Genomic DNA, 26,080 nt, shown 5'->3' with positions numbered 1-26,080 from the left:
TCCCACACACGCGTGAGCCGTATTGAGCGCGAGTGCTGAAGCGGCTAGGCGCGGACGGCGTTGCGTACGTTGCGTGCCGCTTTCCACACCGGTGCCGGAAGGGCGGTTTTCAGGCGTGCGCGCCATGCGCGGGTGCGGGCGCGGGCCATCGCGGCTGCTGAGACGTCGAGGTAGCCCTTGCGTGCCGCATCGGCTAGTGCAGCGAGTTCGTGTTCCATGTCGCGGCGGTGTGCGGCCTTGACGTCTTCCGGGGTGTGGAAGTAGTTGCGGCGCAGCCACTGTTGGTTGGCGTGCGGGATGTTGAGGTCCTGCATTTCCTCGAGTGTCATGAGGAGGCCGGATTCGCTGAACATCGCGTTGAGTAGCTTCTTGGTGACTCCGAAGTCGGAGATGATCCCGACCCGCAGCCCGCGGTCGATCGCCTCGACCGCCGCCGTCGACGACACGGTCACGAGTGCCGAACCTGGCGTGAGGCGTTCGGCGAGTGAACCGGTCTGGAAGTCCAGCAGGCTCTGGTCTTCGCCGGTTTCGGCGCAGTAGTTCTCCCACAGGTAGTCGTAAGGGAAGCGTTCGATGTGGGTCTGCGGTTCCCCACGCAACGCACGTAGCTTGACGATAACCTCAACCTCAGGATGTTTGCGCTTGGTTTCTGCCAGGGCTTTGAGGATTTCGAGGCGCTGGAATTGCTTGAATGGCATTTTCGCTTGTGGCGCGAAGACGATGCGGTTGACGCTGGTCATGTCTGGCTCGGGCGGCTCGTGGTGGCTGAGCATCGGGAGCCTGCCGACTGCGAAGCTCGGCGGAAGGATATTCTCTTCCTCGAGCGGCGGGGTGGGGGCGTGGCCTTGCTCTTGAGCCGCTTTGACGATTTCTGGCGCGTCGGCTGGGTCTGGCTCGTCGATCGCTGGGCGTTCAGGGTCCAAGCCGGCCTCCTCCACAGCCTCCGCGTCCTCGTCGGCCTCAGCGTTACCGGCGGCCCCGGCATCGTAGGCCCCGCCATCGTAGGTCCCGCCACCGAAGCCATTGCCGCCAAAGCTGCTGTGGCTAGCGAATCCGCTGTCGAAGCTACCGTTCGGGAGGACTGCGCGCGGGGTGATCCCGTCGAGGCTCATCTTCTCACCGAGGATCGCGAACGCGTCGGCTTCTGCGAGGGAGTGGACCATGAACGTGTCGGAGAGTTCACGGAAGCCTAGCGCGCGCGAGGTTGCCGGGAAAGCGATGCCTGGTAGCGCGGTGATCAGTGCCGGGCGGTTTTTGAGGGATGCGAAGTGGATGAGTACTTCGCGGGCGATCGGCCCGGTAGCGGCAACTAGCACCACGTCCGGCATCGGGTTGAGGTTGGTGGAGAGCTTGCGCACCGGTACGACGGCGGGCGGCCGGCCTTCGAGGAACGTTCCGGCTAGTGCCGCACGGGTTTGTACGGAGGTCGGGATCACGTGTGAGCGCACGACCACTACTTGGCGCCGCCAGTCTTTGAGCTGGTCAAGGAAATGGACGGCGTATTTGAGGTATGAGTCGGAGTCTGCGATGGCCGCGATGGTCCTAACCGTCATGTTTTTTCCTTACCTTGTTTGAGTGAGACGGATGAAAGAAGGTGTTGCCTGAGTGCTGGTGTCGCCTGCGAGGTCCACCACGAGTCTGGGATGCGTTTATATGTCACGTCGATGCCGCGCCCGGCCAGCAGGATGCGTAGCGAAGTCACCGCGGTTGAGGGCAGGGATATGACGCGTTGGAGGGGGCGTAAACCGCTGAGCCGCAGTTCTACCGGGGTTGTGACGTCTTGGACGTTGACGCCCGGGATCGCGCGGATCTTCTCGAGCAGTTCGCCTTTTTCTCGCCGGTGCGGGAAGTAGGCCAACGGGGTGTCGGCGGCTAGTTGGGTGATCCAGTCGATGTAGGGTTCGGCACCGATGAGGCCGTCATAGGCGAGCGCTGAACCGATCAGCATGGTTTGTTCGCAGAAGGTCTCTTCTGCAGGCTGGCTCCTGGCCCATTCGAAAGCATGGTGTTCAACGCGTACGCCGATGTTGGTGAGCCGCTGCGAGAGCTCCGGTACGAGCGGTAGCGCGGTGATGAGCAGTACGCGGTTGTTTTTGGCGGCCCACCGGAGCCGGTGCCACGCCGTGAGCCCGAGGGCGAGGCGCCCGATGGTTTTCTTACCTCGGTCTCGCACGAGCGGCGTGGGCTTAGGGTCGGTGAGTTTGTCGAGGAACGCGAGCGTGGCGAGGCCGTCATCGACGATGATGATTTCACGCTCGCCGAGTGGGCCCAGCATCGCTCTTTGGACTCGCCCGGAGAGCATATCCCCGGCACCCCACCGGTTCATGGGTGTTGAGCCGATGGGGGTGATGTCTTGGCCTTCGGCGCTGATGGTGACGCCTTCGGGTACGTGCCGGTTGAGGACCTCGACCGTTTTCTCGATGCCTGGAATACCAGGGCGGATGCGCACGGTGGTTGAGGTTCCGGTGAGGCCGGCCGCGTGAGCTTCGATGGCGCTGAGCAGCTGGAGCGGGGATTCAACCCAGATTTCGCTCGTGCCGAGCCTGGGGCGAGGTGTTTCCTGTTGGGCGCGAGCCGCGCGCGGTGACCGGGGCTTGCGTGAGTTTTTCATTGTTGTTTCTGGTGGCCTGGCGGTTTCCGGTTACCCTGTGCTGTCTGGTTGCCCTGTGTTTTTCGGTTACCCTGTGCGTTCCGGTTACCCAGCGCGGAGAGGGCTTTGACGGCCGCCTTGGATGGAACCTTCAGCAGTTTGGAGGTCTGAACCTTGTTCTTGAGGGCGTTGAAGTTTTTGGCCCCCATCGCGTTACCGAGGTGACCTACGAGGCGCTCGTAGGTGTTGGTCGGGTTGGTTTTCATGAGGTTGAGCTGATACAGCCGGGTTTTACGCAGGTAGAGCTTTCGCAGCTCGGGGTCTGAGGTGCAGAACTCGAACGCCTCTGGGTAGAGGGCCTTCATCCGCTCGGGCTGCATCGTGTAAGCGACCGTGTTCAGAAGTGCCTGGAGGCGGCCTTCCTTGGAAGGGTCGTCCGCTGGTGCTGGGATGCCGCGGTGGAACAGCGCGTCAGCAAGCATGACGGGTACGCGGTTGGAGTTCGGGTACGGGTTGAGGTTGTGGATCACATCCTCGGCCCCTACCGCTACCGCGGGGATGTTGTAGCCGTAGCGCAGTGTTGCTAGTGCGGTCGAGAAGATCGAGACCGCCACGACTGGTTTGATCCAGGTGGCGACGATTTCTGCCGGCACGGTATCGGTGATCTCGACGTATTCGAGGCCGAGGGATTCCACGACTTCCCGGGTCACGATGCGTGAAGTGTAGGAGGCCGATGGGTGCGGCTTGAACGCGATGACCTCTGCACCGGCATCGAGCGCTGCCTGCGCCATGCGGGTGGTCAGTTCGTGCTCTTCTTCATCGGTGATGAGCCGCAACTCATTGAGGTATTGCCCCAGGATCAGCCCGGCAGGTTTACCCGAGGCCATGATGCTCGCGCACGCAGCTGACGGTTCAACCTTGTTAGCCCACGCATCGATCACGCGAGTGAAGTGTTCAAGCCCCACCGCATCGGAGGCTGCACCCCATTCCGCGCCGTAGAGCGGCTTGAGGCCAGGCACGATGTCCAGGTGCACCACGCGGTCCAAACGCGAACCGATCTCGATGGGCAGGGGATCACGCAGCGGCCCGTAGGCCATGAGCCCGTCGGCGTGGACGGTGATAGGCGCGTCGTGGAAGACGGTCGCGAGCGCCCGGCCAGGGTTGACCTGGAGGGATTCAAGCCACAAAGAGATTTCCGATGCGTGGCCCGGCTGGGTCAGGGGCAGATCGAAATACTTGCAGAACAGTTTCCGCCACATCGGCGCCTCTACCTGGCGTGGGGAGAACTGGTGCGGACGCAGCGGGCGAATGAATTCGCCGAAGTTGATGACACGGTCAAAGCGTGAGGCAAGCTCTTCGAAACCGGTCGCCCCGGTGATCCCGGGGACCAGTTCTGGTTGGCGGGTTGAGTCAACCACGCACAGCACGCGGTCGCCGTCTTCAGGGACTGCGCCGGCGTCGATCATCGCGGCGAGAGAGGCCACCTGGTAGAGGGTTGAAGCCTGGAAAAGCTGAGTCATCGGCTGCTCTTTGCTGTATCAGAAGCGGGGGCGGTATCAGAAGAAGGGGAGGCGGAAGGCCGGAACGAGAGCAAAGCGGCCATGAAACCTGCGCCCTCAATTTCCTTTTTTACTTCCGGTAGCACGGGGCCCAGGAGCTTGAGGCGTTTAGGGCCCATCTCTTTCACGGTCTGGATGATGAGCTCGCGATCGAATTTGCCTGCAGTGGCCCGGATCTCGGTTCTCATTTGCTCCTGGAGTTCGCTGCTCAACCGATCCTTACGTTCAAGCTGGAAGCACGTGATCGCCAGGAACTGGCGGGCGAGCTTCGGCATGAAACGCTCGCCTTCGGCGTCCTTAATGAGCAGGTCAGCCATCTTCCCGAACGCGCGGGCGAAGTGCAGCTGACGTTCGTCACCGACCTGGGTGAGCGTTGTGGCAAGGCCGCGGCGCCACATCGTGGTGGGGCCTTCGATGAAAGCGCACGTGGATGCCGCGAGCATCACGCCCCACAGCCACAAGCGGTCTTCAGCGGTCGAGAGGCTTTCGTCGAAACGCATCACATCGAGTTCGTCGTGGAGGCGGCGGTGATACATTCCGGCAGCGACCCACGGGTTATCGATGATGGTGCTGTTGTTGGGCGGCATGATGAAGTCCCGCGGGTTTTCTACGGTCCCGATGCGCCCGGTTGGTAAGTTGCGTACAGTGCGTGTCCCGTTTTTCTCCTCGATCATCGGCACACGGATGAAGTCCACGCCGAGCCTCTGCATCGCCTCAGCCCGAACACTTAGGCTGAGTGGCTCAAGCCAGTCGTCCCCATCCAGGAACGCGATATAGGTTCCACGGGCCACTTCGAGGCCCCGGTTGCGGGCGGCAGAGACGCCGAGCGCAACCGGGTTCCTCAGAAGTGTCAGACGCGGAAGCAGCGGACGGAACGAATCGATGACGTCCTCTACGTCTTCCTCGGAACCGTCATCGACCACGATGACGTGCAGCTGATCTTCTTGACCGGCAGGCATCTGCCGGGTTGTGGAGACGAGCGTGTCCGGTAGCAGGTGTTTCTGATTGTGGGTTGTCACAATCAGCGAGATCTGCTCGGGCTGATCCGAGCGTGCCTCGGTTGGTGCTGCGGCAGCAGTCACGGCTCCTCCAATATCTACTGCAATATCTACGCGGTCTGGGTTGATGTGCGCTTAGCCGACCTTGACTGCCATTGGGTCTTCGGTCACGCGGCGCAGCGAATCCTTCTTAGCTGCCTCGCCTGGCATGACGCGCTTGCGGCCGTCACCCATTGCCTTTTCGAGGATGCGGATGTCGGTGACCAGCTGCTCGAAAGCGCGTGGCTCAAGGGAAGCGGCCTGGTCGGAGCCCCACATCGTGCGGTCGAGGGTGATGTGGCGTTCCACGGTCACAGCGCCTAGAGCGACAGCCGCCAGGGAGATCTGCAGGCCGTCCTCGTGGCCCGAGTAGCCCACTGGGACGCCGTAGCGGTCTTCGAGGGTCGTGATCGAGCGGAGGTTGGCTTCCTCTGGTGGCATCGGGTAGGTCGAGCACGAGTGCATCAGAACGAGGTTATCGGTTCCGAGGATCGCTACGGCCTCGTCGATCTCAGCCAGGGTGGACATGCCGGTCGAGAGCAGCAGTGGCTTGCCGGTCTGCTGAAGGGCGCGCAACATCTCCTTATCGGTCACGGATGCGGACGCGATCTTGTGGGTGACAACGCCCAAGTCTTCGAGGAATTCGACGGATGGGACATCCCATGGGGAAGCGAAGCAGTGCAGGTCCTGCGCTGCCGCGTACTGCATGAGCTCCTTGTATTCCTTCTCACCGAACTCGACGCGGTGCTTGTACTCCATGTAGGTCATTTCGCCCCATGGGGTCTGGCGTGGCTTGTTGCGCATGTGCTCCGGGACAGCGATCTCCGGGGTGCGCTTCTGGAACTTCACTGCATCGGCGCCGGCGTCAGCTGCCACGTCGATGAGCTGCTTTGCGATGTCGACGTCACCGTTGTGGTTGATGCCGATTTCACCGATGACGTAGACAGGCTGGTCTACGCCGAGGGTCTTCTCGCCGATCTGAACGGTCTTAGCTGGGTGCTTCGTCATTTCTTTGAGTCCTTTCACAAGGGAGCCGTTATGGCTTGAAGTTTTGGTTGTTGAACTGTTTGGACGTTTGAACTGTTTAGGCAAGATGTGCCGGTTGGGGGATGGAACGTGGCAGTAGTCCCGCTGGGTCATTGACTTCGCGGTTTTCGTTGCGTGCCGCCAGAATCCGGTCACATACTTCGCGTACTGCGCCGTGTCCGCCGGGTGCGGAGATGGAGATGCGGGCCGCGCGGGTCACCAGCGGCTGCGCGTCTGCGACAGCCAGCGGCCAGCCGACCTCAGCGAACGCCGGTAGATCGTTGATGTCGTTGCCGAGGAACGCGACCCGGGCCGGGTCGAGGCCGTGTTCTTTGATCCACGTGGATACGGCTTCGGCTTTGTGTTCCACGCCCTGCATGACTTCGACCTTGAGCTTCTTGCCCCGGGCTGTCACTACAGGGTTGGTTTCGGTGGAGACGATGACCATCGGAACGCCCGCTTGGCGCAGCATCTTGATTCCCATGCCGTCAGAGCGGGACACCTTCACGGATTCGGTTCCGTCTTGGGTTATGGTCACCGAATCATCGGTGTGGACGCCGTCGAAGTCCATGATGAGCGCGTCAACATCGAGCGCTTGGACGGGTGCTTCGTGTAGTTCGGCGATGCGGATTGCGTGTTCGAGGTCATCGAGGGTGTCGATTTCCGGTGCGGTCCACGCTGGAACCTCGATCGCGGTGAGGGTTCCAAAGAAACGGTGGCGGGTTTCGATGAACCCTTCAGTGTTCATCGCGTAGAACGCACCGGTTTCACGCATCTGAGGCGCACGGTCTTGGCGGCGCGGCCGGTAGGCGACCTGGTGGCCTACCGCGGTCACGTTGCCGTTGGGCGTGCGGGTCCAGAGGAAGCCGTGGTCTTCGACGGTCGAGAACGCTACATCAGCCGACTTCGTCTCTACCGCGGTCACGGCCGCCTGGAGGTCTTCTGGCCGGATGAACGGCGATGTGCACTGCACTAGCACGGTCACGGCTGGGCGTTCGCCGCGGGCTTCGAGGATTTCCAGGGCGTGAAGCAGAGCGGATTCGCTCGATGCGGTGTCACCGGAGAGGGCCGCGGGGCGTTCGATGACTCCGGCTCCGCATCGGCGGGCTTCGTCAGCGATGCCTGGGTGGTCGGTAGATACGTAGACTGTGGTGACCGATTCCGCTGCAAGTGCGGCATCGATCGCGCGGCCTACGAGTGAACGGCCTGCGATAGGGCGCAGGTTTTTCAACGGCACACCTTTGGAACCTCCGCGGGCCGGGATGATGACGGTCGCGCCGCTTCGGGAGTCTGGCGCGGCTACACTGGCCGGTGTGGCCTGCGGTGCAGCGGCTTGCTGTGGGGGAGTCGTTTCTGTGGTCACATATGACAAGGTATGGGCTTGATGTGTCCGGAGTTCATGCTCGACGTGAACTGTAAATGAAGCTCATCGCGGCCAGCGTGAACGACAGATTAACTAGCTCAAAGTAGGCTTAGAGGCATGAGTAAAGGACCTAAGAAGGGGCCGTTGCGTGTAACGGTGCCGAGTCGCAACGACTCCGTGGTGAAGTCCCTGGTGGGAGCGATCGGCGGTCCGCTGGGGCGCAGAACCGCTCCGGGGGTTGTTTCGCCTGGGTTCTGGCGCATCGAACGGGTGTTGTTGGTGCTGGTCGCGATCGCTGGCGTGATTGCTATTTTCACCAAGACCACGTGCCGCATCAACGGTTGGGGTGACCCGTACCGCTATATAGGGATGTGCTATTCGGACTGGACGGCACTGTGGGGGGCCCGCGGGTTCAACGAGACCCCGTTCGCGCCGTTCGATTCCGGGCAGGAGCCTTTCGAGTACCCGGCGGGCATGGCGATCATCGCCTCACTCGTTTCACTGTTTGTGCCGCGTTCACTTGAACCCCGCCAACAGAGCCTCCTTTACTTTGACATCAACGCGTTCCTCGCGGTGGTTTTGTGGGCGGTTGTTGTTATCGCGGTTGCGAAGATGAGTTCTCGCCGCATCTGGGATGCCGCGATGGTTGCGTTGTCTCCCGCGATCATCCTCGCGTTGACCGTCAACTGGGACATGTGGGCGATCGCCCTCATGGTCACTGGCTTGTTCGCGGTTGCGCGCGAGCATCCGTGGCTTGGCGGGATATTGATCGGTATAGGTGGGGCGGTCAAACTCTTCCCACTACTGGTTTTGGGTGCGTTTTTCACGTTGGCGTGGCGCACCCGCCGCTGGCATGTTTTCGGCAAGATCGCAGGCGGTGCTGGCATTGGTTGGCTTGTGATCAACCTGCCGGTCTATCTGATTGACCCGAAACGGTGGGCCGTTTTCTATACGTTCTCCTCCGACCGAGGCGCGGGCTTCTCCTCGACGTGGGAACTGTGGAACATGACGATCGGCCGCAGCGCACCTGATCTTGTGTTGACGGCGGATACGATCTCCCTGCTGGGCATCATCTTCTTTGGCTTCTGGTGCCTCGGCGTTTTGATGCTGGGGCTCATCGCTCCATATAGGCCGCGCGTTGCACAGCTTTCGTTCTTGATCCTGGCGATGTTCGTGCTGATCGGTAAGGTCTACTCGCCGCAGTTTGTGATGTGGCTCGTCCCGCTCGCTGTCCTTGCGTATCCGCGCTGGCGCGCACTGTTGCTGTGGCAACTGTTTGAGGTGTTCCACTTTGTAGCGATCTGGATGCGCCTCTACGGGATGGCGCAGCCGGATCAAGCGCGCGGCTTCTTCCCAGACTGGATCTTCAGCATGACCGTCCTGGGCCACATCGCCTCGCTCGGGGCCCTGATGTTCCTCGTCATCAGATGCATCCTCCGCCCTGAGGAAGACCCTGTACGGCGCGTGGGGCTGGATGATCCGCTCGGCGGCCTGTTCGCGAGCCCACAACGGCGAGGTGCCAGGGCCGCTAAAGGCCGACGCAAAGCCGGAACCAAACCCCGTACAAGCAAAAACGAGCCGTCCCGGGCCAGAACAGGCACAAGCGAGCCAACAAGAGCCCGCGCATCCGCATCCCGCGCGGCTTCGAGTGAACAAGGAGAGTCATGACCCAGGCGTTGACCCATGTAGAGGACCTCGCGGACTTTATTGATGCGTCCCCTTCGAGCTATCACGCGGCGGAGGAAAGCGCTCGACGCCTCGAAGAACAGGGTTTCACGCGTCTCGCTGAGCACGATGAGTGGCCCGCGCAGCCGGGCGGGAAGTTCGTGGTGGTGCGTGATGGCGCGGTCATCGCGTGGACGGTCCCGGCGAATGCGGACCCGTGTACACCAGCGAATATTTTTGGTGGGCACACGGATTCCCCGGGCTTCAAGCTCAAACCGAAGCCGACCACGGGTAACCACGGCTGGTTGCAGGCCGGCGTTGAGATCTATGGTGGCCCGCTTTTGAATTCGTGGCTGGACCGTGAACTGCGCTTGGCGGGCCGCTTGGCGATGCGTGACGGTTCTGTGGTTTTGGCTGATACGGGCGCGCTGCTGCGTTTGCCGCAGCTTGCGATCCACTTGGACCGCGGCGTGAATGAGAAACTCGCGTTGGATAAGCAGGTCCAGACTCAGCCGGTGTGGGGTCTGGGTGTGCCTGCTGAGCATGATCTGTTGGCCGAGCTCGCCTCGTCCGCCGGTGTTGATCCTGAACAGATCGATGGGTTCGATGCGGTGGTCGCTGACTCGGCTCGTGGTCAGGCTTTCGGCAAGGATAAAGCGTTTTTCGCGGCGGGCCGCCTGGATAACTTGGCTTCCGTTCACGCCGGTTGCGTTGCCCTCGGTGAGGTAGCGGATGCAGGTGTGGGCCAGGATGCTCAGCGGATTGCGATGTTCGCGGCTTTTGACCACGAGGAGCTGGGTTCGGCGTCCCGTTCGGGTGCTGCTGGCCCGTTCCTTGAGGATGTTTTGAACCGTATTTATGCGGGTTTGGGTGCATCCGCTGTGGATCAGGCGCGGGCGTACGCAGAATCCTGGCATGTGTCATCGGATGTGGGGCATTCGATCCACCCGAATTATGCGGGGCATCATGATCCGGTGGTCAAGCCACTTCTGGGGTCTGGCCCGATCTTGAAGATCAACGCCAATCAGCGCTATGCGACTGATGCGCTCGGTGCTGCAGCGTGGGCTAGCTGGTGCCGCGAGGCTGGGGTTGAGAGCCAGGAGTTCGTGTCGAATAACAATATCCCGTGCGGTTCCACGATCGGCCCGATCGCGGCGACCCGCCTAGGGATTCGCACCGTGGATGTGGGTATCCCGATTCTGTCGATGCATTCGGCCCGCGAGCTTGCAGGCGTGAGCGATCTTCACGACCTATATAAGGTTGCGAAGGTTTTCTATACCGCATAACTTAGTTCACTTGCGCTTCACCTGGGCTTGTAGAGATGGGGACCCAGACGTGATGTAATGCCGTGCATGTCCAACAACGCCACAACGATCCAAGGGGACGGTGCTCGCGGACTAGATAGGCGAGGGCAGAACACGCATGGGCAGGATGCGCCCCAGAAACGCAGAGACGGCCGGAAGTTCCTCCCGGAGGTCCAAGCCCTGCGGGCGATTGCCGTCTTCGCCGTTGTGGCGTGGCATTTCTACCCCAGGGCAGTTCCGGGCGGCTTTGTTGGTGTCGATATCTTCTTTGTGATCTCAGGGTTTTTGATCACATCGAAGCTTCTGCGGGACGCCGAAGTGCACGGCAAGATCAACCTCGCTGAGTTCTGGGCTGCCCGCATCCGCCGCATCATGCCGGCCGCGACAGTGACCGCGTGCGTGATCATCGTTGCAACGTTCATATGGTGGCCCACGGAGCAGTGGGAACAGGTTTCGCGGCAAGGCATCGCGAGCCTGTTGAGCATCGTGAACTGGGTTTTGGCCGTTGATTCCGTGGATTATCTGGCCTCAGACAATGCGCCGACCGCTTTCCAACACTATTGGTCACTCAGCGTTGAGGAACAGTTCTATGTTCTCTGGCCGCTCGTGGTGATCCTGGCCGTATGGCTCGCCCGCCGCATCGGGCTCACTGTGCGTGCCTATGCGATCGTCCTGTTTTCGGCGGTGATCCTCGCCTCGTTCGTGTGGGCTGAATATAGGGTCCGTTCAAACGATCCGGCGGCTTATTTCATCACGACAACGCGCGTGTGGGAGCTCGCCTTAGGCGGCTTGATCGCAGCCCTGGCGCCCTACATCCTCAAGGACGATTCCGGCAAGGGCAAGCAACGGATGGGCGGCGGCGTTTCGTGGCGTGCGGTGCTAGCGCTGGCAGGTCTTGCGGCGATGTGCTGGTCGATCCTCACGTACACGCACGCGACCCCGTTCCCGGGTGCTAGCGCGGCGGTTCCCGTACTGGGGGCTGTGGCGGTGATCATCGCGGGCCGTACCAGTGGTGCGTTGTCGCTGAATTGGCTGGTTGATTGGGCGCCGGTTCAGTGGCTGGGCAAGGTGTCTTTCTCGCTGTATTTGTGGCACTGGCCGGTGTACATGGTTTTCGTGCAGATCACGGAGCATAAGCCGTATTGGTGGCAAGTGCCCGTGCTGATGCTGATCTCGTGTGTGCTCGCGCACGTTTCGTGGCGTTGGGTTGAGGAGCCTGCACGCCAGTGGAAGCGTTTGAAGGTCTCGCCCGCGCCAGCGTGGATCGCAGGTGGCGTGGCAACGCTCGTTGCTGTTGCGGTTGCTGTGACTCCGATTGTGCGTGCGGATGCGATCAATCGCGAACAGAAGGAGCTCGCCGCGGAGCTTCTAAAAGGTGAGCGGCCGGAGTTCGCTGCCGGTAGTTGGGACCCAGTCATCAAGAAGTCCGGGGCTCAAAAGCTCGATGCGGGGCATCCGGATAGCCCGGGCGGCCGGTTGGTCACCGAAGAGGAGCGCGCGGATGAGCTTCCAGCGGCGCTCACGTATGGCTCGGTCATCACGCCCACCCCTGCGGAAGCTGAGGACGATGCGCGCACGGATCAGGAGTGTTTCGCGGGCAACGGCAAGAAACACACGCCGCGCTGCGTGAAGGGTAAGGAAGACGGCGAGAAGACGATCGCGATAATGGGTGATTCTCACGCCCGGATGCTCGTGGAGCCGCTAGAGGAGCTAGCGAAGCACCACGATTGGCGGATCATCACCTACACCAAGGCTTCATGCCCCATGTCACTTGAACCTCGTGAGCTCGGTAAAGCTGATGAGCGGTGCGTTGAACCGAATAAGGAATCCATCCAGCGGGTCGTTGAGGATGAGCCTGATGTGATCATCACCAAGAACTTTGCAGGATCAACATTCCGCGGCGATGCGGCGGACGGTTACGAACGCACGTTCAAGGAACTGCAGAAGAGCGGGGCGCAGCTTGTGGTGGTTCGAGACACCCCGGTCCCGTCGCGTGATGACGATATTCCGATTCCACGCACGTGCGTTTCCGGGAGCATGGACAAGCCACACGAGTGCGATTTCAGTGTTGAACAAGGTTTGCTTGATGACCCGGCGGTAGAGGCGGCCGGGCGGCTCGATGACGTCTACTTCCTTGATATGACCGATTACTTCTGCAGCAAAGACGAATGCTCCGTGGTCGCGGGCAACACGCTGATCTACAGGGATGGAAATCACGTGACCAACACGTACCTGAGAAGCCTCGCACCCGTCCTGGAGCGCCGCCTCCCTCAACAGCTACGCGACCACAAGGACTGACTCCTCCCGCCCACGCGCGCTGCACATCGCAGTGCATGATGGCACCCACACGCACAGTGAAGAGTTATGGCTTGAGCCGTACTGCGGGTAGACTGGTGCTGTTGCCCACTTTCAAGTTTTGCTGGCAACCGCATCGTGATGCGCACTTCAGCAGGCTTGCACGCCCTGCATGGCAGGGTAGGGGCTACCGCAATAGAACCTCCTGGTACGGAAAGACCGTGCCCGCTTTATGTCCAAAGGAGGTGGGTTCACTTGCGTAACTACGAACTGATGCTGCTGGTTGACCCCGAGGTCGACGAGCGCACCGTTGAACCGACGCTCAACAAGTTCCTCGAGGTCGTCACCAAGGACGGCGGAACCGTCGAGAACATCGACATCTGGGGCCGTCGCCGCATGGCCTACGAAATCAACAAGAAGGCTGAGGCCATCTACGCAGTGGTTAACTTCACCGCTGAGCCACAGACCGCATCCGAACTTGACCGTGTTTTGGGCCTCAACGAGTCCATCATGCGCACCAAGATCATCCGCCCAGAGGACCAGCGCATCAAGTAAGCGCGTCCTCAGCGGGCACAACCACGTTTCAACGCTTCACGCTAAGGGGAATCATGGCTGGAGAAACCATCATCACTGTGGTGGGTAACCTCACCGCTGATCCGGAACTGCGTTTCACGCCCTCCGGTGCCGCGGTAGCGAACTTCACGGTCGCTTCTACGCCGCGGATCTTCGACCGTCAGGCCAACGAGTTCAAAGACGGCGAAGCCCTCTTCATGCGCTGCAGCGTATGGCGCGAACACGCCGAAAACGTGGCGGAATCACTGACCAAGGGCATGCGCGTCATCGCCCAGGGTCGTCTCCGTGCCCGCAGCTATGACGATCAGAACGGCAACCGCCGTACCGCATGGGAACTGGACGTCGACGAAGTCGGCCCAGCCCTGCGCTACGCAACCGCACAAGTCACCCGCAACCCGCGAGGCGGCGGGGGTAACCAAGGCGGTTTCGGCGGCAACCAGGGCGGCTTCGGTGGAAACACCGGCGGCGGCTTTGGTGGCGGCAACCAAGGCGGAGGCTTCGGCGGCCAGCAGAACCAGGGCGGCGGCGGAGACTGGGGTGCGCCTCAGCAATCTCCAGCTAACGACCCGTGGGGTAACTCTGGCGGCTCAAGCGACTGGGGCGCAAACCCCGGCCAGTCCGCACCACCGTTCTAAATCGTTTTCAAACCAATACCCATCCCGCAGCTGACACTGCGGGCTCCAAAACAAACTAAGGAGCTCCACGATGGCTAAGCCTGAAATTCGCAAGCCTAAGCCTAAGGCCAACCCGCTCAAGGCCGCCGACATCGACTACATTGACTACAAAGATGTCGCCCTTCTTCGCAAGTTCATCTCCGACCGCGGCAAGATCCGCGCTCGTCGTGTAACTGGCGTGACCGTGCAGGAGCAGCGCAAGATCGCTCAGGCGATCAAGAATGCGCGCGAAGTTGCCCTGCTTCCATACTCCGGCGCTGGCCGCGGCTAAGCAAGAAGGAGGAGAGAAGAAACATGGCAAAGCTTATTCTCACGCATGAGGTAACCGGCCTGGGTGCTGCTGGCGACATCGTCGAAGTACGCGACGGCTACGCACGTAACTACCTGTTGCCACGCGGCTACGCGATCACCTGGACCAAGGGTGGCGAGAAGGACATCGAGTCCATCAAGGCTGCTCGCGAGGCCCACCGCATCGCGAATCTCGAAGAAGCACAGAAGATCGCAGACGGCCTCAAGGACGCTGAGATCCGCATCGAGGTTAAAGCTGGTGACACCGGCCGCCTGTTCGGTACCGTCAAGCAGGCCGACGTTGCAGCAGCAATCGAGGCTGCCGGCCTGGGCAAGGTCGACAAGCGCACCATCGAGATCGCACAGCAGGTCAAGACAACTGGCCACTACAAGGCCACCGTCCGCCTGCACGAAGACGTTCTCGCGAACACCACGCTGCACGTTGTTGCAGCACCAAAGGGCAAGTAACACTCAAGCACTCAGCGCGCGGAACCATAATGTGAACCGCGTGTCAGCTCACGTGTGAAACAGTCTGAGACGCGCCCCGCGAGGGGCGTGAACGAACGCCGCACCCGGCAAGGGTGCGGCGTTCGTCTCATTAAATGAACTACAGGACACATTCAGTTGCACGGCGTGCGCTGAACTGTTTATCGTTTAACACACGAATCATGAGTACGGATTTTTAGGCCCTGGCTAATCCGTCGGCAACCCTCTCGCGTAGGTGGGGTGCCCCAGGTGACGATTCGGCCGTCGGGAATGCCGGCGGCAAGCTGCGCCGGCCATAGTGGACGGCCGATACTTGCGAAGGATGAGTCGCTATGTCCCTGACCCACACCATCGACCAGGCAACCCTGCGTTCGGCATTCGACCGTTTCCCTGTAGGCGTGGCAGCCCTCTGCTCCCGCGTGGGAGGCCACCACGAAGGCATGGTCTCCTCGAGCTTCGCGGTCGGCATCTCATATGAGCCAGCGCTCGTATCCTTCTCAGTTCGCAACGAATCCCGCACATGGCAGCGCCTCAAGCACGGCTACCGGCTCGGCGTCTCGATTCTGGCCGATGAACACCGCGAGGTCTGCTATCAGCTCGCCTCCCGCGACGTATCCAAGCGTTTCAGCGGCCTCGACGTTACGTTAGCTGACTCCGGTGCTTTGTTCCTGGACCGCGCCGCCCTGTGGCTTGAGACCTCGATCTATGACACGGTCCCGGCAGGCGACCACACCATCGTGCTGTTGAAGGTCCACGCTGTATCGCAAGGCGAGGAACACGGAGAGCCGATCGTGCTGCACGGCAAGACGTTCCGCGACCTTGCGCAGCTTCCAGACCGCGCACTCGTAACCGCCTAAAGCCTGCTGTTTGGAGGCGCTGATCATAGGGCAAACGCGGGCAGTTAATCCAGATTGGCTTAGAGCTGAGCAAAAAAGCAGTGCTATCTGAGTCCCGATCTGCGTATATTGAGGCCATGGAGAGAAAACATGTAGCCCTCACGTCCGTAGCAACCCTCGCGCTGGTTCTTGCCGCTTGCGGTGCTCCAACGGAGGACAAAACCTCCGAATCCACCCAGGACGCCCAGCAGACCCAAACTCAGCAGACTGAGACTCAGCAGGCGCAGAACACTGACGCCGATGACGCTGACGATGCTGATGATAAGGACTCTGCAGACAACAACGCGCAAGCCCCAACCAAGGGTGGCAGCCAACAGAACGCTCTCAAGGCGATCGAGACCGCTGAAAAGGAAGTTGGCGGAAAGGTCGTTGACCTCGACTGGGATGACGATAAGAGCGGCTGGAGCGTAGATGTTGTCAAGGGCAATAAGAGTCACGAGCTCGAGGTAGCCGCTGACGGATCCAAGGTCACCAACCAGGATGAAGTCGAAGACGTAGACAGCGATGACCGCCGCGAATATGACGCGATCAAGGTAGAAATCGCTAAGGCGATCGAGACCGCGCTCAAGGACACCCCAGGCACCCTCGATGACGTCAGTGTTGACGAGGAGCAAGGCCAGATCATGTGGGAAGTTGATATCTACCCAGAGGGTGGCGGCGCCGACGTGACGGTCTATGTGGACGTCAAGAGCGGACAGGTCCTCAAGAAGGACAAATAAGCACGGAAAAGCCTAAGCAATAGTGCAAGGTAGTTTGTGGGGCGGGCCCTTTCGGGCCCGCCCCATGTGCATGTAGCCCCATTTCATGTAGTCCCATTTGTGGGCACGTCAACCTTCCACGAGGGTGAGTTGGCGAACCTTCAACCTCTACTCGGGCGAGTCTGTGGGTAACTAGCCCAAACCTGTGGATAACTTAGGGTTTCAGGCGTGTATCGCGTGGATATCCTTCTTGTCAACATGACACGTGTGCTTGAAGGTTGGGGAAAAGTTTCTAGAGCATCTTCATAATCCACAAGAAAAAACCGCGGAATCTCGCGGGATACAGCTAATTTTAAGCAAGATCACAGCGATGTTTTCCCCAGGTTATCCACAGAAGTAGTGGATATCCACCGGTGTGTTCCACAATAGTCCACACACTATCGACAGGGGCTGTGGATAACTCGGGTTGTGTTGTGTTTTTTTCGCCCTACACTGAGCCTGAGAACAGTACAGGTTGAAGGAGCACAGTGGATCAGTACAGCGACGCCGACTACAGCGATGCAGGCGCATCATCCTCGGGTGCGTCCTCACTTGCTGAGCGCGTCCCGCCTCAGGATGTAGCGGCTGAACAGTCGGTTCTGGGTGGCATGTTGCTCTCCCAGGACGCGATCGCCGACTGTGTAGAGATTCTGCGCTCATCGGATTTCTATAAGCCCGCGCATTCGATCATTTTTGATGCGATCACCGATCTTTACGGCCGCGGGGAACCGGCTGATGCGGTGACCGTCTCGAGCCACCTGACCAAGAGCGGTGAGCTCAACCGTGCCGGTGGCGCGGCCTATCTGCACGAGCTGATCCAATCCGTTCCGACGGCCGCGAACGCGAGTTTCTACGCCGAGATCGTGAGGGAGCGCGCCATCCTGCGCCGCCTCGTCTACGCGGGCGATCGCATCACGCAGATGGCCTTCGCAGCCGACGGTGAGGTCGATGCGATCGTCAACGACGCCCAGTCCGAGGTCATGCAGGTTGCTGAACGGCGCACTGCGGAAGACTACGTGCTGCTCTCAGAGATCATGGAGTCCACGGTCGATGAGATCGAGGCCGCAGGGCAGATGACCGGCGACGAAATCACTGGCGTGCCTTCGGGCTTCTATGAGCTGGACGAGCTGACGCAGGGGTTCCAGGGTGGCCAGATGATCGTGGTCGCGGCCCGCCCCGCAGTTGGTAAATCAACCTTCGCGCTGGATATCGCCCGCTCCGCGGCGATCAAGAACGGCATGACCACCGTGTTCTTCTCGCTTGAAATGGGCCGCACCGAGATCGCGATGCGCATGCTCTCAGCTGAGACCGCCGTCGGGCTTCAAAACCTGCGTAAAGGTGACTTACGCGACGAGGACTGGACCAAGATCGCCCGCACCCTCCCGCAACTGAATAACGCGCCGTTCTTCATCGACGATTCACCGAACATGACGCTCATGGAGATCCGCGCGAAATGCCGCCGCCTCAAGCAACAACACAACCTCAAGCTCGTGGTGCTGGACTACCTGCAGCTCATGTCCTCAGGTAAACGCGTTGAATCGCGCCAACAAGAGGTCGCTGAGTTCTCGCGTGCGCTCAAACTGTTGGCTAAAGAGCTCGATGTTCCGGTCATCGCGCTCTCGCAGCTCAACCGCGGCTCCGAACAGCGCACCGATAAACGCCCACAGGTCTCCGACCTGCGTGAATCCGGTTCGATTGAGCAGGACGCCGACATGGTCATCCTGTTGCACCGCGAAGACATCTACGACAAAGAGTCCCCACGCGCAGGTGAAGCCGACGTAATCGTGGCTAAGCACAGAAACGGCCCGACCAAGACGATCGTGGTCGCGTTCCAGGGCCACTACTCGCGCTTCAACAACATGGCCTATGAATCCGCCGACGCCGGCATCTAGCAACGCGCTAGAGCGGGAGACATCAGCGCATCAGCGGGGGCTGGCTTTAGAGCGGGCTGACTTTAGAGCGGGGTAACCTCGCGGCGTTGAGGCCGTTTCTGGTTGCCCTCCTGCACCTTCTTCTGGCTTTGGCCCTTATCGCCGTTCTGGGTCTTGTTGCCAGGCGTGCCGTCTTTGCGTTTGTGGTTCTTCTTCCGTGTTGGCCGCCATTTGACGCGGCGGCGAGGCTCGATGCCTGGCATCTTCTTGGACATTGGCGAACGGCCGCGTGGGCGCTCACCGAGCTTGATGAAGACGACTCCGGCGAGGATCGCCGCACCACCCACGAACTGGATGCTCGCCAGCGTCTCGCCGAGTAGCCACCACGCCACAACGGCTGCGAAGAGGACCTCGGTGAGGTTCACGAACGAACCTACGCCGGCACCCATGAGCCGCAGGCCCACAACACCGAGGACGTAGGCGGCGACGGTGAAGACGATGATGATGCTGTGGGCGATGAACCAGGGTGCACTCCATTGGCCGAGCGCAACGGGATCCGTGGTTGCCTTCCATGGGAGTAAACCGAGTGCTACGAACGGGACCGTGCCGATGGCGCCGACCGCGAAGCCCAGCCCCGTCAGGGCGGTGGAGGGGATCCGGACCGAGTCGTTCGCAGAAATCATGAAGTACACGGCCAGGCACACCGCTGAGGCCAGCCCCATGACCACGCCGAGTGCGTCGAGGGAACCTGAGCCTTCGCCGATGACCGAGCCCACATCGAGCACCGCAACCAGGCCGATCATCGAGATCGCAAGCCCAAAGAACGTGAGCCCGGAAGGGCGGGCCTTGGTGCGGGCCCACAGCCAGAAAACGATCATCATGGGTGCGGTCATCTCAAGCAGGATCGCGATCGTGACATTCAGGCGTTCCACCGCCACGAAATACGTGGCTTGAACGCCGGTCATCGAGAACAGGCCGAACGCGACTACAAGCCGCCAGTGCGCACGCACTTCACCCCACTTACCGCGCAACTGGATCAAGGTGGGCACTAGGAGGACGAGCGCGCAACCGGTCAAACGCACTAAAGTCACAGAACCTGGCGACCAGCCGGAACCGTAGAGCGCTTTCCCCACCGGTCCAGGAAGAGCGAATGCAAAGGACGACGCCAAAGCAAAGAGAAGACCGATAAGGAACTTCGGTTGCATAAACACCTCCTAGTGGATGGACGAGCTATAAGTCAGCCTAGAAAATTTATTGCGATCACTGGCAATTTGCGCAAAGGTAGGCAAAGCTAGTGTCTCACTAGAAGCTTGACGATACGTAAGGGCTAGCAATGACTAATAAAACGAGGACTGTACGACGCGCATTAGCAATGATTGCTGTGCCACCACTGCTTGCAGCCTCGCTCGTGGGTTGCGGCGATAAGAGCGACGGCAACGAGACGAGCCCGGAAGGCGCCTCGAGCGAACAGTCTCAGGGTCAGCAGTCTCAGAGCCCTGAGTCCCAGAGCTCTGAGGCTTCAACTCCGCAGGATTCACAAGGCAGCGGATCGGCATCCGGAGCGTCGCCTGCAAGCCCGAAGTTCATGGAGTTCATGAAAGACAATGTGAGCTCCGACTATAGGGTCGTGGATCTTAGCTCGAGGGTGTCGAAACCGGACGTGGGTGCCGGCGCAGCCGCGGATCAATGCCCAGCCACGGTCTATGGCGCAGCGGACCTCGTCAAGTATGGCGCTCAGGTCGTCACTGCTGTGCAGTCGGGCCCAAAGCAGAAGGCCGTCACCGTGCTCATGTTTGGATCGGCTGATAAGGCGAATGCTGCCCTCGATCAGGTCAACTCGGAACTGGATAAGCCGGAATGTAAGGAAACCCCGATCAACGGTAAATCGATCAAGATTGAACCGCTCAAGGATACGCACGGCTTTGATAAGGCCGCGGGGATGACCCTGGGTGTCCAGGGTGAAGACATCGACAACCTGTTCGCAACGAAGGGTCAATTCATGGTGATCATGATCGGAGACCTCGACGAGGTAGTTGCTGACGGCAAGAAGGTCTATGACGCGTTGCCATAGCGAACCCAGCGCTTCGGTTTCATAACGCCCCTAGTGGATCGGTGAGCTTTTAGCAACCTAGAAGTGATGTTGCGATCGCGGGCAATCTGCGCAAGGCTAAGCACAGCTAGTGTCTCACTAGGCTCCACACAATCCTCTGACATGTAGGGATTCTCACAGTGCTCAACAAGACAAAAACCGCGCGCCGTACCCTGGCGATTCTCGCTGTGCCTTCGCTGCTCGCGGCGGCGCTAGTCGGCTGCTCCAGCAACGATGGCGGCGACAAAAAGCCAGCAGAAGAGACCACGCAGGCCGCGCCACAGAACTCGGAAACCCCAACGCCTACCGAGAGCGCAGCCCCGTCGTCTTCGGAAAGCTCTGAGAAGACCCCAGACGGCATTGCGGACGTACAGGATGCCGACCGTGATTTCGTTCAGCTCGTGAAGAAGAACGTCGGCAAGGACTACCAAGTCGCAGACCTCAAGCCCTACCTGCAGAAGCCTGACCTGGGTAACAGCAAGGCTGTCAAGGAATGCCCAGTTTCCGCCTTCGGTGCAGCAGAGCTCGTTGAAGACGGCTCCCAGATTGTGACTGCCCTGAAGCAACAGTCCTCATCCAAGTCTGGCGTCGCGATGCAGGGCATCAACGTGATCAAGTACACTTCCGGTGACCAGGCGGAGAACGTTCTGGAGCGGGTCCGGAAGGAAAACGAGAACTCGGTCTGCAGCAAGATCGAGATCCAGGGCCAGACCGTGACCATCAAGCCGATCAAGGACAAGTTCGGCTTCGACGAGACTGCAGGCTTCGCAACGAACCTCGCAGGCACGAACGTCGAATACGTTTACGCAGTAAAGGGCGACTACGTCGTATCGATCGTTGGCGACGCTAAGAAGGCTGCGGCTGACGCTAAGAAGGTTTACGACGCGCTCCCATAACCAGCCCAGCGCTTCGCACCAACGGCCTGTTCACACTCGGTATCCGGTAGATGTGGACAGGCCGTTGGCTTCCCGTACGCCCAAGCGGCGGCGACGCTCGCTCGCGGTGGCGGCGTTCGGGACGGTCGTCGAGTGGTATGACTTCTCGATTTTCTTCTATGTATCCACTTCGCTGACCCGCACGTTCTTCCACGGGGATACCTCCTCGTTACTGCTCACCCTCGGTGTTGGCGCGGCAGGGTTCCTCTTCCGCCCGCTGGGAGCCATGGTTTTCGGGCACCTGGGGGAGCGCATCGGGCGTAAACAAGCCCTTGTGATCTCCGCGATGCTGATGGCGGTAGCGATGTTCGGCATCGCGGCCCTGCCCGGCTATGACGTGCTCGGGGTGTGGGCAGGCATCCTGCTGGTGGCTCTGCGATGCCTCGCGGGATTCTCGGTGGGCGCTGAATACACCGGGATCATGGTGTACCTCATGGAGTCCGCGAAACAGAACCGGCGCGGAGTCGCCGCGAGCTGGGCTGCAGCGAACTCTGAACTCGGCTCCCTCCTTGCCGTGGGTGGGGCGGCACTGTTAGCGCAGTGGCTCACCGCTGATCAGATGGATACCTGGGGTTGGCGGATCCTGTTCGTGGTGGGCGGGCTGTTAGCGGCCGTCATGATTCCGTTGCGGCGGTCCATGGACGAGACGCAGACCTTCGAAAAACTCCAGGAAGCCGGGGTTACACAGCGGCGCAAAGGATCGCCCCTCATCGACGTTTTGAAGCACCAACCCAAAGCGGTGCTGGTCGCTTTCCTGTTTTCCTCGATCGGTTCGGTCACGTATTTCCTCAACATCACCAACATCCCCACCTATCTTGAGTCCACGGCGGAGGTTTCCAATCAGCTCGCGCTGAACCTGGGCGCTATTGCGATGGTCGCTGCGATTATCGCGACCCCGTTCATAGGCCTGCTTTCAGATAGGTTTGGGCGGCGCGCGATGATGCTCACGCTCGGGCTCGTGCTTGTGGTCACGACGTTGCCGGCATACCTGCTGTTGGCCGGCTCCGGCAACGCGGGTGCCGCTACAGGTGTTGCCTTGCTTGCGGTGCCGGCGGCGGGATGGTCCGCGGTCGCGGCGGCAGCGATCCCAGAACAGTTCAGTGCGCTGGGGCGTTTCGCAGGGATGGCGATCGGCTACAACATCGCTGCCGCGGTTTTCGGTGGGTTCTCTCCGATGATCGCTACAGCGTTGATCGAGGCGACCGGCAACCTGTATGCCCCGGCGTACTATGCCACGGCGGTCGTGGTGCTGTTCGGTGCCGTGTTGCTGTGGCTCATGCGGGATATGGCGGGTAAATCGCTGGAGGAAGTGGACCGCGATCCCGCGCTCAAAAAGCGCAGATAGATACCCATGTAGACATTGTTGAACAATCTGGGGCACTATAGGTGGGTAACCCAACCCGAGTGAGCCGAACCGAGTGAACAACCCACCAAGCAGCGAGCCATCGCCGAGCGATCTGCCAGCGAGTGATCTGTCAGCGAGCGTTCCCGCACAGCGCAGCCTCGCGGACAGCACAGCCGACAACCGCATCGAGATGGAGCGCGTCTCTGTCGAATACGATGACCGGCGGGTCCTTGACGATATTTCGCTCACCTTGGATGAGCAGCGGATCGCGATCATCGGGCTCAACGGCTCCGGTAAATCCACGCTCGTGCGCCTCATCAACGGCCTCGTGATGCCCACCTACGGCCGCGTCACGGTGGGTGGGGCGTGCACGATGAAAGAAACCAAGAGGGTACGCCGCAAAGTCGGTTTCGTGTTCCAGAATCCCGCGAACCAGATCATCATGCCCACCGTGGGCGAAGACATGCTGTTCGGGTTGAAGAACATCGGAATCCCTCGGGGTGAGCGCGTTGAGAGAGCCCGCGAGACTCTGGAACAGCTGGGGATGGGGGAGTTCTACGAGCGTGAAACGCATGCGCTCTCTGGCGGCGAGCAGCAGATGATCGCGTTGGCTTCCGTGCTGACCATGCGCCCCGAAACCATCATTTTGGATGAACCGACCACGATGCTGGACCTACTGAACCGACACCGGATGCGTTCGGTGATCGCGGGCCTTAGCCAGCGCAGCATCGTGGTGACGCACGATCTGGAGCTTGCAGCGGATGCGCAACGGGTTCTGGTGGTGCATGAGGGCCGGATCGTTGAGGACGGGACGCCCGCTGACAGCATTGCGGCCTACCGCAGGATGTGTGAGCTGTGAACAGTTCCTATTCCTTGATCCAGACGGGCGCGGCACCGCACAACCCCGGAGTGCTGGAGCGGCTCCCGGCCGGCTTCAAATTCGCGGCACTGTTCGTTTTGAGCATCGTGACCTACCTGATCCCGTGGATGAGCGTGCAACTGGGCCTGTTGATCGCAGCGTTTGTGATCGCGTTGCTTCCGCGGGTCCCGTTCATGCGGCTCGTGAAGTCGGTGCTGTTTTCGGTGATGATCGTGGGGCTTGTGGTGGCGATCATGGCGTGGCAGCAGGACCTCGCGCGCGGCATCCACTTTGGTATGCGGCTGTTGACGTTGGTTTTGCTTGCGTTCGCGGTGACCGCATCGACCACGTTCCCGCAGATGCTGCGGGTCTTCGAGAAGATCGTGTCCCCGCTGCGGTGGGTTGGGGTCAACACGGAGAACATTTCGATGGCGATGGCGTTGACCATCCGCTTTGTCCCACACCTGATGGGGATGTATCAGGAGATTCGCGAAGCGCAGATCGCTCGCGGCATGGAGCGGAACGCGGTCGCGCTGATTGTTCCGTTGATTTTCCGCACGTTGAAAACGTCTGAACAGGTGGCTCAAGCCCTTGATGCCCGCTCGTTCAACACCCAAGAGAGAGGAAACCGTAAACGATGACTACGACTGTGGCAGGTGAGCCGGTACGCAACGCTCGCCGTTCGAACCCGACGCTGGATGTGGTTTTGGTGGCGATGTTCGCCGCGCTGACCGCCGTCATGGGGCTCATTCCGCCGATTACGGTCGGTATTTTGCCTGTCCCGATCACGTTGCAGACCCTCGCGGTCATGCTCGCAGGCGCGCTCTTAGGCCCTTGGCGCGGCGCGCTTTCGCAGGTCCTGCTGATCGCACTGGTCGCAGCTGGCCTGCCGCTGCTGGCCGGTGGCCGCGGCGGTATGGGTGCCCTATTGGGCCCGACGGGCGGCTACATTTTCGGTTGGGTCCTCGGCGCGCTCGTGATCGGTTTGATCACGGTATCGTTCTATGACCGTGCCCGGGCCGCTTGGATCAACGCCGTGATCCTGTTCGCGGCATGCATCGTAGGTGGCGTGCTGGTCGTCTACCTGATGGGTTCGGGGTGGCTCAGCATGACCACCGGCATGGACATCGGTACCGCTCTGAAAGGCAACGTCGTGTTCATCCCGGGTGATACCGCTAAAGCCGTGATTGCCACCGCAGTAGCGCTTCTGGTGCACCGCTCCTATCGCGGCCTCCTCGCCAAATAGAGAGGCAGGGCCTGGCCTGGCGGAAGTCCTGGCGGGGCAAGCCAGGCCGGTGAGTCCGGCGCGGGCAACCCTGCTTCTTGCCTCGCCGCCGCCAGTGCAAGAATTGTTGTATGCCTGAATTCGCGTTGCCAAACTATGCCGAACCGTTCGCCCAGGTTGTGATCGATAACCTCACAACCGAGTTCCCCTACGCCGCGCATCACGTGCAACGCGACTCAGCGGACCTGTTGCAGCCCCGGCAGATGCATCCCGCGTTCGCGAACTCGTTCGACTGGCATTCAAGCGTGCACATGCACTGGCTTGGCGCGCAGCTCATCGAGCATGTGGAGGCGGAGACCTCCGGCCGCATCGTGGATGTGCTGCAACAGCATCTCAGCGCCGACAACATGCGCGCTGAGGCCGAATATGTGGCCGCGAACCCCTCGTGGGAGCGCCCTTACGGGTGGGCGTGGGCCGCGCAACTGGTCGATGCGCTCCATGACAGTCGCGTGCCGGAGGTCAACGCGCTCGCCGAGGGCGCCCGGCCGCTACTGGATGCGGTCATGGACGCGGTGCGGGCGTGGTTGCCGGCGATGCCGGAGCCGGTCCGCCACGGCGTGCACTCGAATACGGCGTTCGGTTTGCGGCGGTTCCTGTTGGTTGCCCGGAGGCGCGGCTATGCGGATGTCGCGGACCTGATTGTCGAGCATGCTCGGCGTTTCTACAGCGCAGATACCCGGTGGCCGTTCTCTTTCGAACGTTCTGGGCACGACTTCCTCTCGGCCGGGATGTGCGAAGCCGACCTCATGTGCGAGGTACTGGCAGCAGAGGCTGGTGCGGCACCTTCGGCAGAGTCCGCCGCGGAACTGACGGACTGGTTGCCTGGGTTCATGGCGGAGCTTGCTGAGGACGCCCGCTCGCTTGATGCCGGCTCGCTTGAAGCCGGTAAGGGTGAGCTGCCGCGGGTTCTGCAGGCGGTCGCGCCGATCGATGCGAGCGACGGCCACCAGTCCCACCTGGACGGGCTAGGGCTCACGTTCGCCGCATCGGGCCTGCGTGTGGCGCGGGCGCTGGATGCCCTCGATGCCGAACCCGAGCTAGCGGACACGTTGCGTACCGCCGCCCCGCGGCTCATGCGCAACGGCCTGGCCGCGGCAACCACGGACGAGTTCATGGCCTCCCACTGGCTCGCAACCTTCGGGTGGGAGGCGCTCGCCGAACTAGTCAGCGAGTAGCCCGTTGTCGCGGAGGCTCGCGGCGAGT

The 26,080-nt window shown here is 60.9% G+C and carries 24 protein-coding genes and 1 riboswitch; of the genes, 17 read left to right on the top strand and 7 right to left on the bottom strand.

The features are described from left to right. Positions 1–44 precede the first annotated feature (44 nt). The 6 genes from J2S67_RS09040 to J2S67_RS09015 form a co-directional block, all read right to left on the bottom strand. Positions 45–1,553, bottom strand: coding sequence for a DUF6716 putative glycosyltransferase (locus tag J2S67_RS09040; protein WP_239446846.1), 1,509 nt, complete (start codon positions 1,551–1,553; stop codon positions 45–47). Continuing rightward, on the bottom strand, positions 1,550–2,611 hold the full coding sequence (locus tag J2S67_RS09035; protein ID WP_239446845.1) for a hypothetical protein: 1,062 nt from the start codon (positions 2,609–2,611) through the stop codon (positions 1,550–1,552). The genes J2S67_RS09040 and J2S67_RS09035 overlap by 4 nt, the downstream gene beginning before the upstream one ends. Further along, positions 2,608–4,110, bottom strand: a complete 1,503-nt coding sequence (locus tag J2S67_RS09030) for a polysialyltransferase family glycosyltransferase (protein WP_310248389.1) — start codon at positions 4,108–4,110, stop codon at positions 2,608–2,610. Before J2S67_RS09030 ends, J2S67_RS09035 begins: the two co-directional genes overlap by 4 nt. Then, positions 4,107–5,231 carry a glycosyltransferase family 2 protein gene (locus tag J2S67_RS09025; protein ID WP_310248386.1) on the bottom strand — a complete coding sequence of 375 codons (1,125 nt, stop codon included), beginning with the start codon at positions 5,229–5,231 and terminating at the stop codon, positions 4,107–4,109. The genes J2S67_RS09030 and J2S67_RS09025 overlap by 4 nt, the downstream gene beginning before the upstream one ends. A 51-nt stretch (positions 5,232–5,282) precedes the next feature. Next, the gene (locus J2S67_RS09020) at positions 5,283–6,194 is read right to left on the bottom strand and encodes an N-acetylneuraminate synthase family protein (RefSeq protein WP_070491302.1); all 912 of its coding nucleotides are present in this window, start codon (positions 6,192–6,194) and stop codon (positions 5,283–5,285) included. Positions 6,195–6,270: 76 nt separating this feature from the next. Then, positions 6,271–7,575, bottom strand: coding sequence for an acylneuraminate cytidylyltransferase (locus J2S67_RS09015; RefSeq protein ID WP_310248382.1), 1,305 nt, complete (start codon positions 7,573–7,575; stop codon positions 6,271–6,273). Positions 7,576–7,692: 117 nt separating this feature from the next. On the opposite strand from J2S67_RS09015, the gene J2S67_RS09010 reads away from it, so the two are divergent. From J2S67_RS09010 to dnaB, 10 genes are all read left to right on the top strand, one after another. Then, entirely contained in the window at positions 7,693–9,243 is a 1,551-nt protein-coding gene (locus J2S67_RS09010; protein WP_310248379.1) for a glycosyltransferase family 87 protein, read from the top strand. Continuing rightward, a complete protein-coding gene (locus J2S67_RS09005) occupies positions 9,240–10,526 on the top strand; it encodes a M18 family aminopeptidase (RefSeq protein WP_310248377.1) in 1,287 nt (428 codons plus the stop codon). The genes J2S67_RS09010 and J2S67_RS09005 overlap by 4 nt, the downstream gene beginning before the upstream one ends. Positions 10,527–10,592: 66 nt before the next feature. Continuing rightward, on the top strand, positions 10,593–12,842 hold the full coding sequence (locus tag J2S67_RS09000) for an acyltransferase family protein (RefSeq protein WP_310248375.1): 2,250 nt from the start codon (positions 10,593–10,595) through the stop codon (positions 12,840–12,842). Between the two features lie 252 nt (positions 12,843–13,094). Then, entirely contained in the window at positions 13,095–13,394 is a 300-nt protein-coding gene (gene rpsF / locus J2S67_RS08995; protein ID WP_035755761.1) for a 30S ribosomal protein S6, read from the top strand. Between the two features lie 53 nt (positions 13,395–13,447). Further along, positions 13,448–14,047, top strand: a complete 600-nt coding sequence (locus J2S67_RS08990; RefSeq protein ID WP_310248371.1) for a single-stranded DNA-binding protein — start codon at positions 13,448–13,450, stop codon at positions 14,045–14,047. A gap of 70 nt (positions 14,048–14,117) precedes the next feature. Continuing rightward, positions 14,118–14,357 (top strand): 30S ribosomal protein S18, encoded by a 240-nt coding sequence (rpsR, locus tag J2S67_RS08985; protein ID WP_035755765.1) that lies wholly within the window; start codon positions 14,118–14,120, stop codon positions 14,355–14,357. 23 nt (positions 14,358–14,380) lie between these two features. Beyond that, on the top strand, positions 14,381–14,842 hold the full coding sequence (rplI, locus tag J2S67_RS08980) for a 50S ribosomal protein L9 (RefSeq protein WP_070491295.1): 462 nt from the start codon (positions 14,381–14,383) through the stop codon (positions 14,840–14,842). A 196-nt stretch (positions 14,843–15,038) separates the two neighbouring features. Further along, positions 15,039–15,152: riboswitch (SAM riboswitch) on the top strand. Between the two features lie 40 nt (positions 15,153–15,192). Continuing rightward, the gene (locus tag J2S67_RS08975) at positions 15,193–15,717 is read left to right on the top strand and encodes a flavin reductase family protein (protein WP_310248367.1); all 525 of its coding nucleotides are present in this window, start codon (positions 15,193–15,195) and stop codon (positions 15,715–15,717) included. A gap of 116 nt (positions 15,718–15,833) precedes the next feature. After that, entirely contained in the window at positions 15,834–16,475 is a 642-nt protein-coding gene (locus J2S67_RS08970; RefSeq protein WP_310248364.1) for a PepSY domain-containing protein, read from the top strand. Positions 16,476–16,981: 506 nt separating this feature from the next. Next, positions 16,982–18,385 (top strand): replicative DNA helicase, encoded by a 1,404-nt coding sequence (gene dnaB / locus J2S67_RS08965; protein WP_052048389.1) that lies wholly within the window; start codon positions 16,982–16,984, stop codon positions 18,383–18,385. Positions 18,386–18,447: 62 nt separating this feature from the next. Here dnaB and J2S67_RS08960 read toward each other — a convergent pair whose 3' ends face one another. Next, positions 18,448–19,569: an EamA family transporter gene (locus J2S67_RS08960; protein WP_070507512.1), complete on the bottom strand. Its 1,122-nt coding sequence runs from the start codon at positions 19,567–19,569 to the stop codon at positions 18,448–18,450. Between the two features lie 128 nt (positions 19,570–19,697). Between J2S67_RS08960 and J2S67_RS08955 the strand changes: the two genes are divergently transcribed. The 7 genes from J2S67_RS08955 (at position 19,698) to J2S67_RS08925 (ending at position 26,052) form a co-directional block, all read left to right on the top strand. Beyond that, positions 19,698–20,435, top strand: a complete 738-nt coding sequence (locus tag J2S67_RS08955) for a hypothetical protein (protein WP_310248358.1) — start codon at positions 19,698–19,700, stop codon at positions 20,433–20,435. Positions 20,436–20,593: 158 nt separating this feature from the next. Next, the gene (locus J2S67_RS08950) at positions 20,594–21,349 is read left to right on the top strand and encodes a hypothetical protein (RefSeq protein ID WP_310248355.1); all 756 of its coding nucleotides are present in this window, start codon (positions 20,594–20,596) and stop codon (positions 21,347–21,349) included. Between the two features lie 64 nt (positions 21,350–21,413). Then, positions 21,414–22,733 (top strand): MFS transporter, encoded by a 1,320-nt coding sequence (locus tag J2S67_RS08945; RefSeq protein WP_310248353.1) that lies wholly within the window; start codon positions 21,414–21,416, stop codon positions 22,731–22,733. Positions 22,734–22,806: 73 nt separating this feature from the next. Then, complete coding sequence (locus J2S67_RS08940) at positions 22,807–23,592, top strand: energy-coupling factor ABC transporter ATP-binding protein (protein ID WP_310248350.1); 786 nt, start codon at positions 22,807–22,809, stop codon at positions 23,590–23,592. Further along, complete coding sequence (locus J2S67_RS08935; RefSeq protein ID WP_310248347.1) at positions 23,589–24,233, top strand: energy-coupling factor transporter transmembrane component T family protein; 645 nt, start codon at positions 23,589–23,591, stop codon at positions 24,231–24,233. Before J2S67_RS08940 ends, J2S67_RS08935 begins: the two co-directional genes overlap by 4 nt. Next, positions 24,230–24,838 carry a biotin transporter BioY gene (locus J2S67_RS08930; protein WP_310248344.1) on the top strand — a complete coding sequence of 203 codons (609 nt, stop codon included), beginning with the start codon at positions 24,230–24,232 and terminating at the stop codon, positions 24,836–24,838. The genes J2S67_RS08935 and J2S67_RS08930 overlap by 4 nt, the downstream gene beginning before the upstream one ends. A 110-nt stretch (positions 24,839–24,948) precedes the next feature. Continuing rightward, the gene (locus tag J2S67_RS08925) at positions 24,949–26,052 is read left to right on the top strand and encodes a DUF2891 family protein (protein WP_310248340.1); all 1,104 of its coding nucleotides are present in this window, start codon (positions 24,949–24,951) and stop codon (positions 26,050–26,052) included. Positions 26,053–26,080: the final 28 nt, after the last annotated feature.

Source organism: Pseudoglutamicibacter albus (assembly GCF_031458175.1).
GTDB classification, from domain to species: Bacteria; Actinomycetota; Actinomycetes; order Actinomycetales; family Micrococcaceae; genus Pseudoglutamicibacter; species Pseudoglutamicibacter albus.
This window is presented reverse-complemented; position numbering and strand designations above follow the sequence as displayed.

Excerpts from the sequence above, each read along its gene's own strand:
- J2S67_RS09040 (WP_239446846.1), bottom strand. The coding sequence starts at position 1,553 with ATGACGGTTAGGACCATCGCGGCCATCGCAGACTCCGACTCATACCTC.
- J2S67_RS09035 (WP_239446845.1), bottom strand. The coding sequence starts at position 2,611 with ATGAAAAACTCACGCAAGCCCCGGTCACCGCGCGCGGCTCGCGCCCAA.
- J2S67_RS09030 (WP_310248389.1), bottom strand. The coding sequence starts at position 4,110 with ATGACTCAGCTTTTCCAGGCTTCAACCCTCTACCAGGTGGCCTCTCTC.
- J2S67_RS09020 (WP_070491302.1), bottom strand. The coding sequence starts at position 6,194 with ATGACGAAGCACCCAGCTAAGACCGTTCAGATCGGCGAGAAGACCCTC.
- J2S67_RS09010 (WP_310248379.1), top strand. The coding sequence starts at position 7,693 with ATGAGTAAAGGACCTAAGAAGGGGCCGTTGCGTGTAACGGTGCCGAGT.
- J2S67_RS09005 (WP_310248377.1), top strand. The coding sequence starts at position 9,240 with ATGACCCAGGCGTTGACCCATGTAGAGGACCTCGCGGACTTTATTGAT.
- J2S67_RS09000 (WP_310248375.1), top strand. The coding sequence starts at position 10,593 with ATGTCCAACAACGCCACAACGATCCAAGGGGACGGTGCTCGCGGACTA.
- J2S67_RS08990 (WP_310248371.1), top strand. The coding sequence starts at position 13,448 with ATGGCTGGAGAAACCATCATCACTGTGGTGGGTAACCTCACCGCTGAT.
- rpsR (WP_035755765.1), top strand. The coding sequence starts at position 14,118 with ATGGCTAAGCCTGAAATTCGCAAGCCTAAGCCTAAGGCCAACCCGCTC.
- rplI (WP_070491295.1), top strand. The coding sequence starts at position 14,381 with ATGGCAAAGCTTATTCTCACGCATGAGGTAACCGGCCTGGGTGCTGCT.
- J2S67_RS08975 (WP_310248367.1), top strand. The coding sequence starts at position 15,193 with ATGTCCCTGACCCACACCATCGACCAGGCAACCCTGCGTTCGGCATTC.
- J2S67_RS08970 (WP_310248364.1), top strand. The coding sequence starts at position 15,834 with ATGGAGAGAAAACATGTAGCCCTCACGTCCGTAGCAACCCTCGCGCTG.
- J2S67_RS08960 (WP_070507512.1), bottom strand. The coding sequence starts at position 19,569 with ATGCAACCGAAGTTCCTTATCGGTCTTCTCTTTGCTTTGGCGTCGTCC.
- J2S67_RS08955 (WP_310248358.1), top strand. The coding sequence starts at position 19,698 with ATGACTAATAAAACGAGGACTGTACGACGCGCATTAGCAATGATTGCT.
- J2S67_RS08930 (WP_310248344.1), top strand. The coding sequence starts at position 24,230 with ATGACTACGACTGTGGCAGGTGAGCCGGTACGCAACGCTCGCCGTTCG.
- J2S67_RS08925 (WP_310248340.1), top strand. The coding sequence starts at position 24,949 with ATGCCTGAATTCGCGTTGCCAAACTATGCCGAACCGTTCGCCCAGGTT.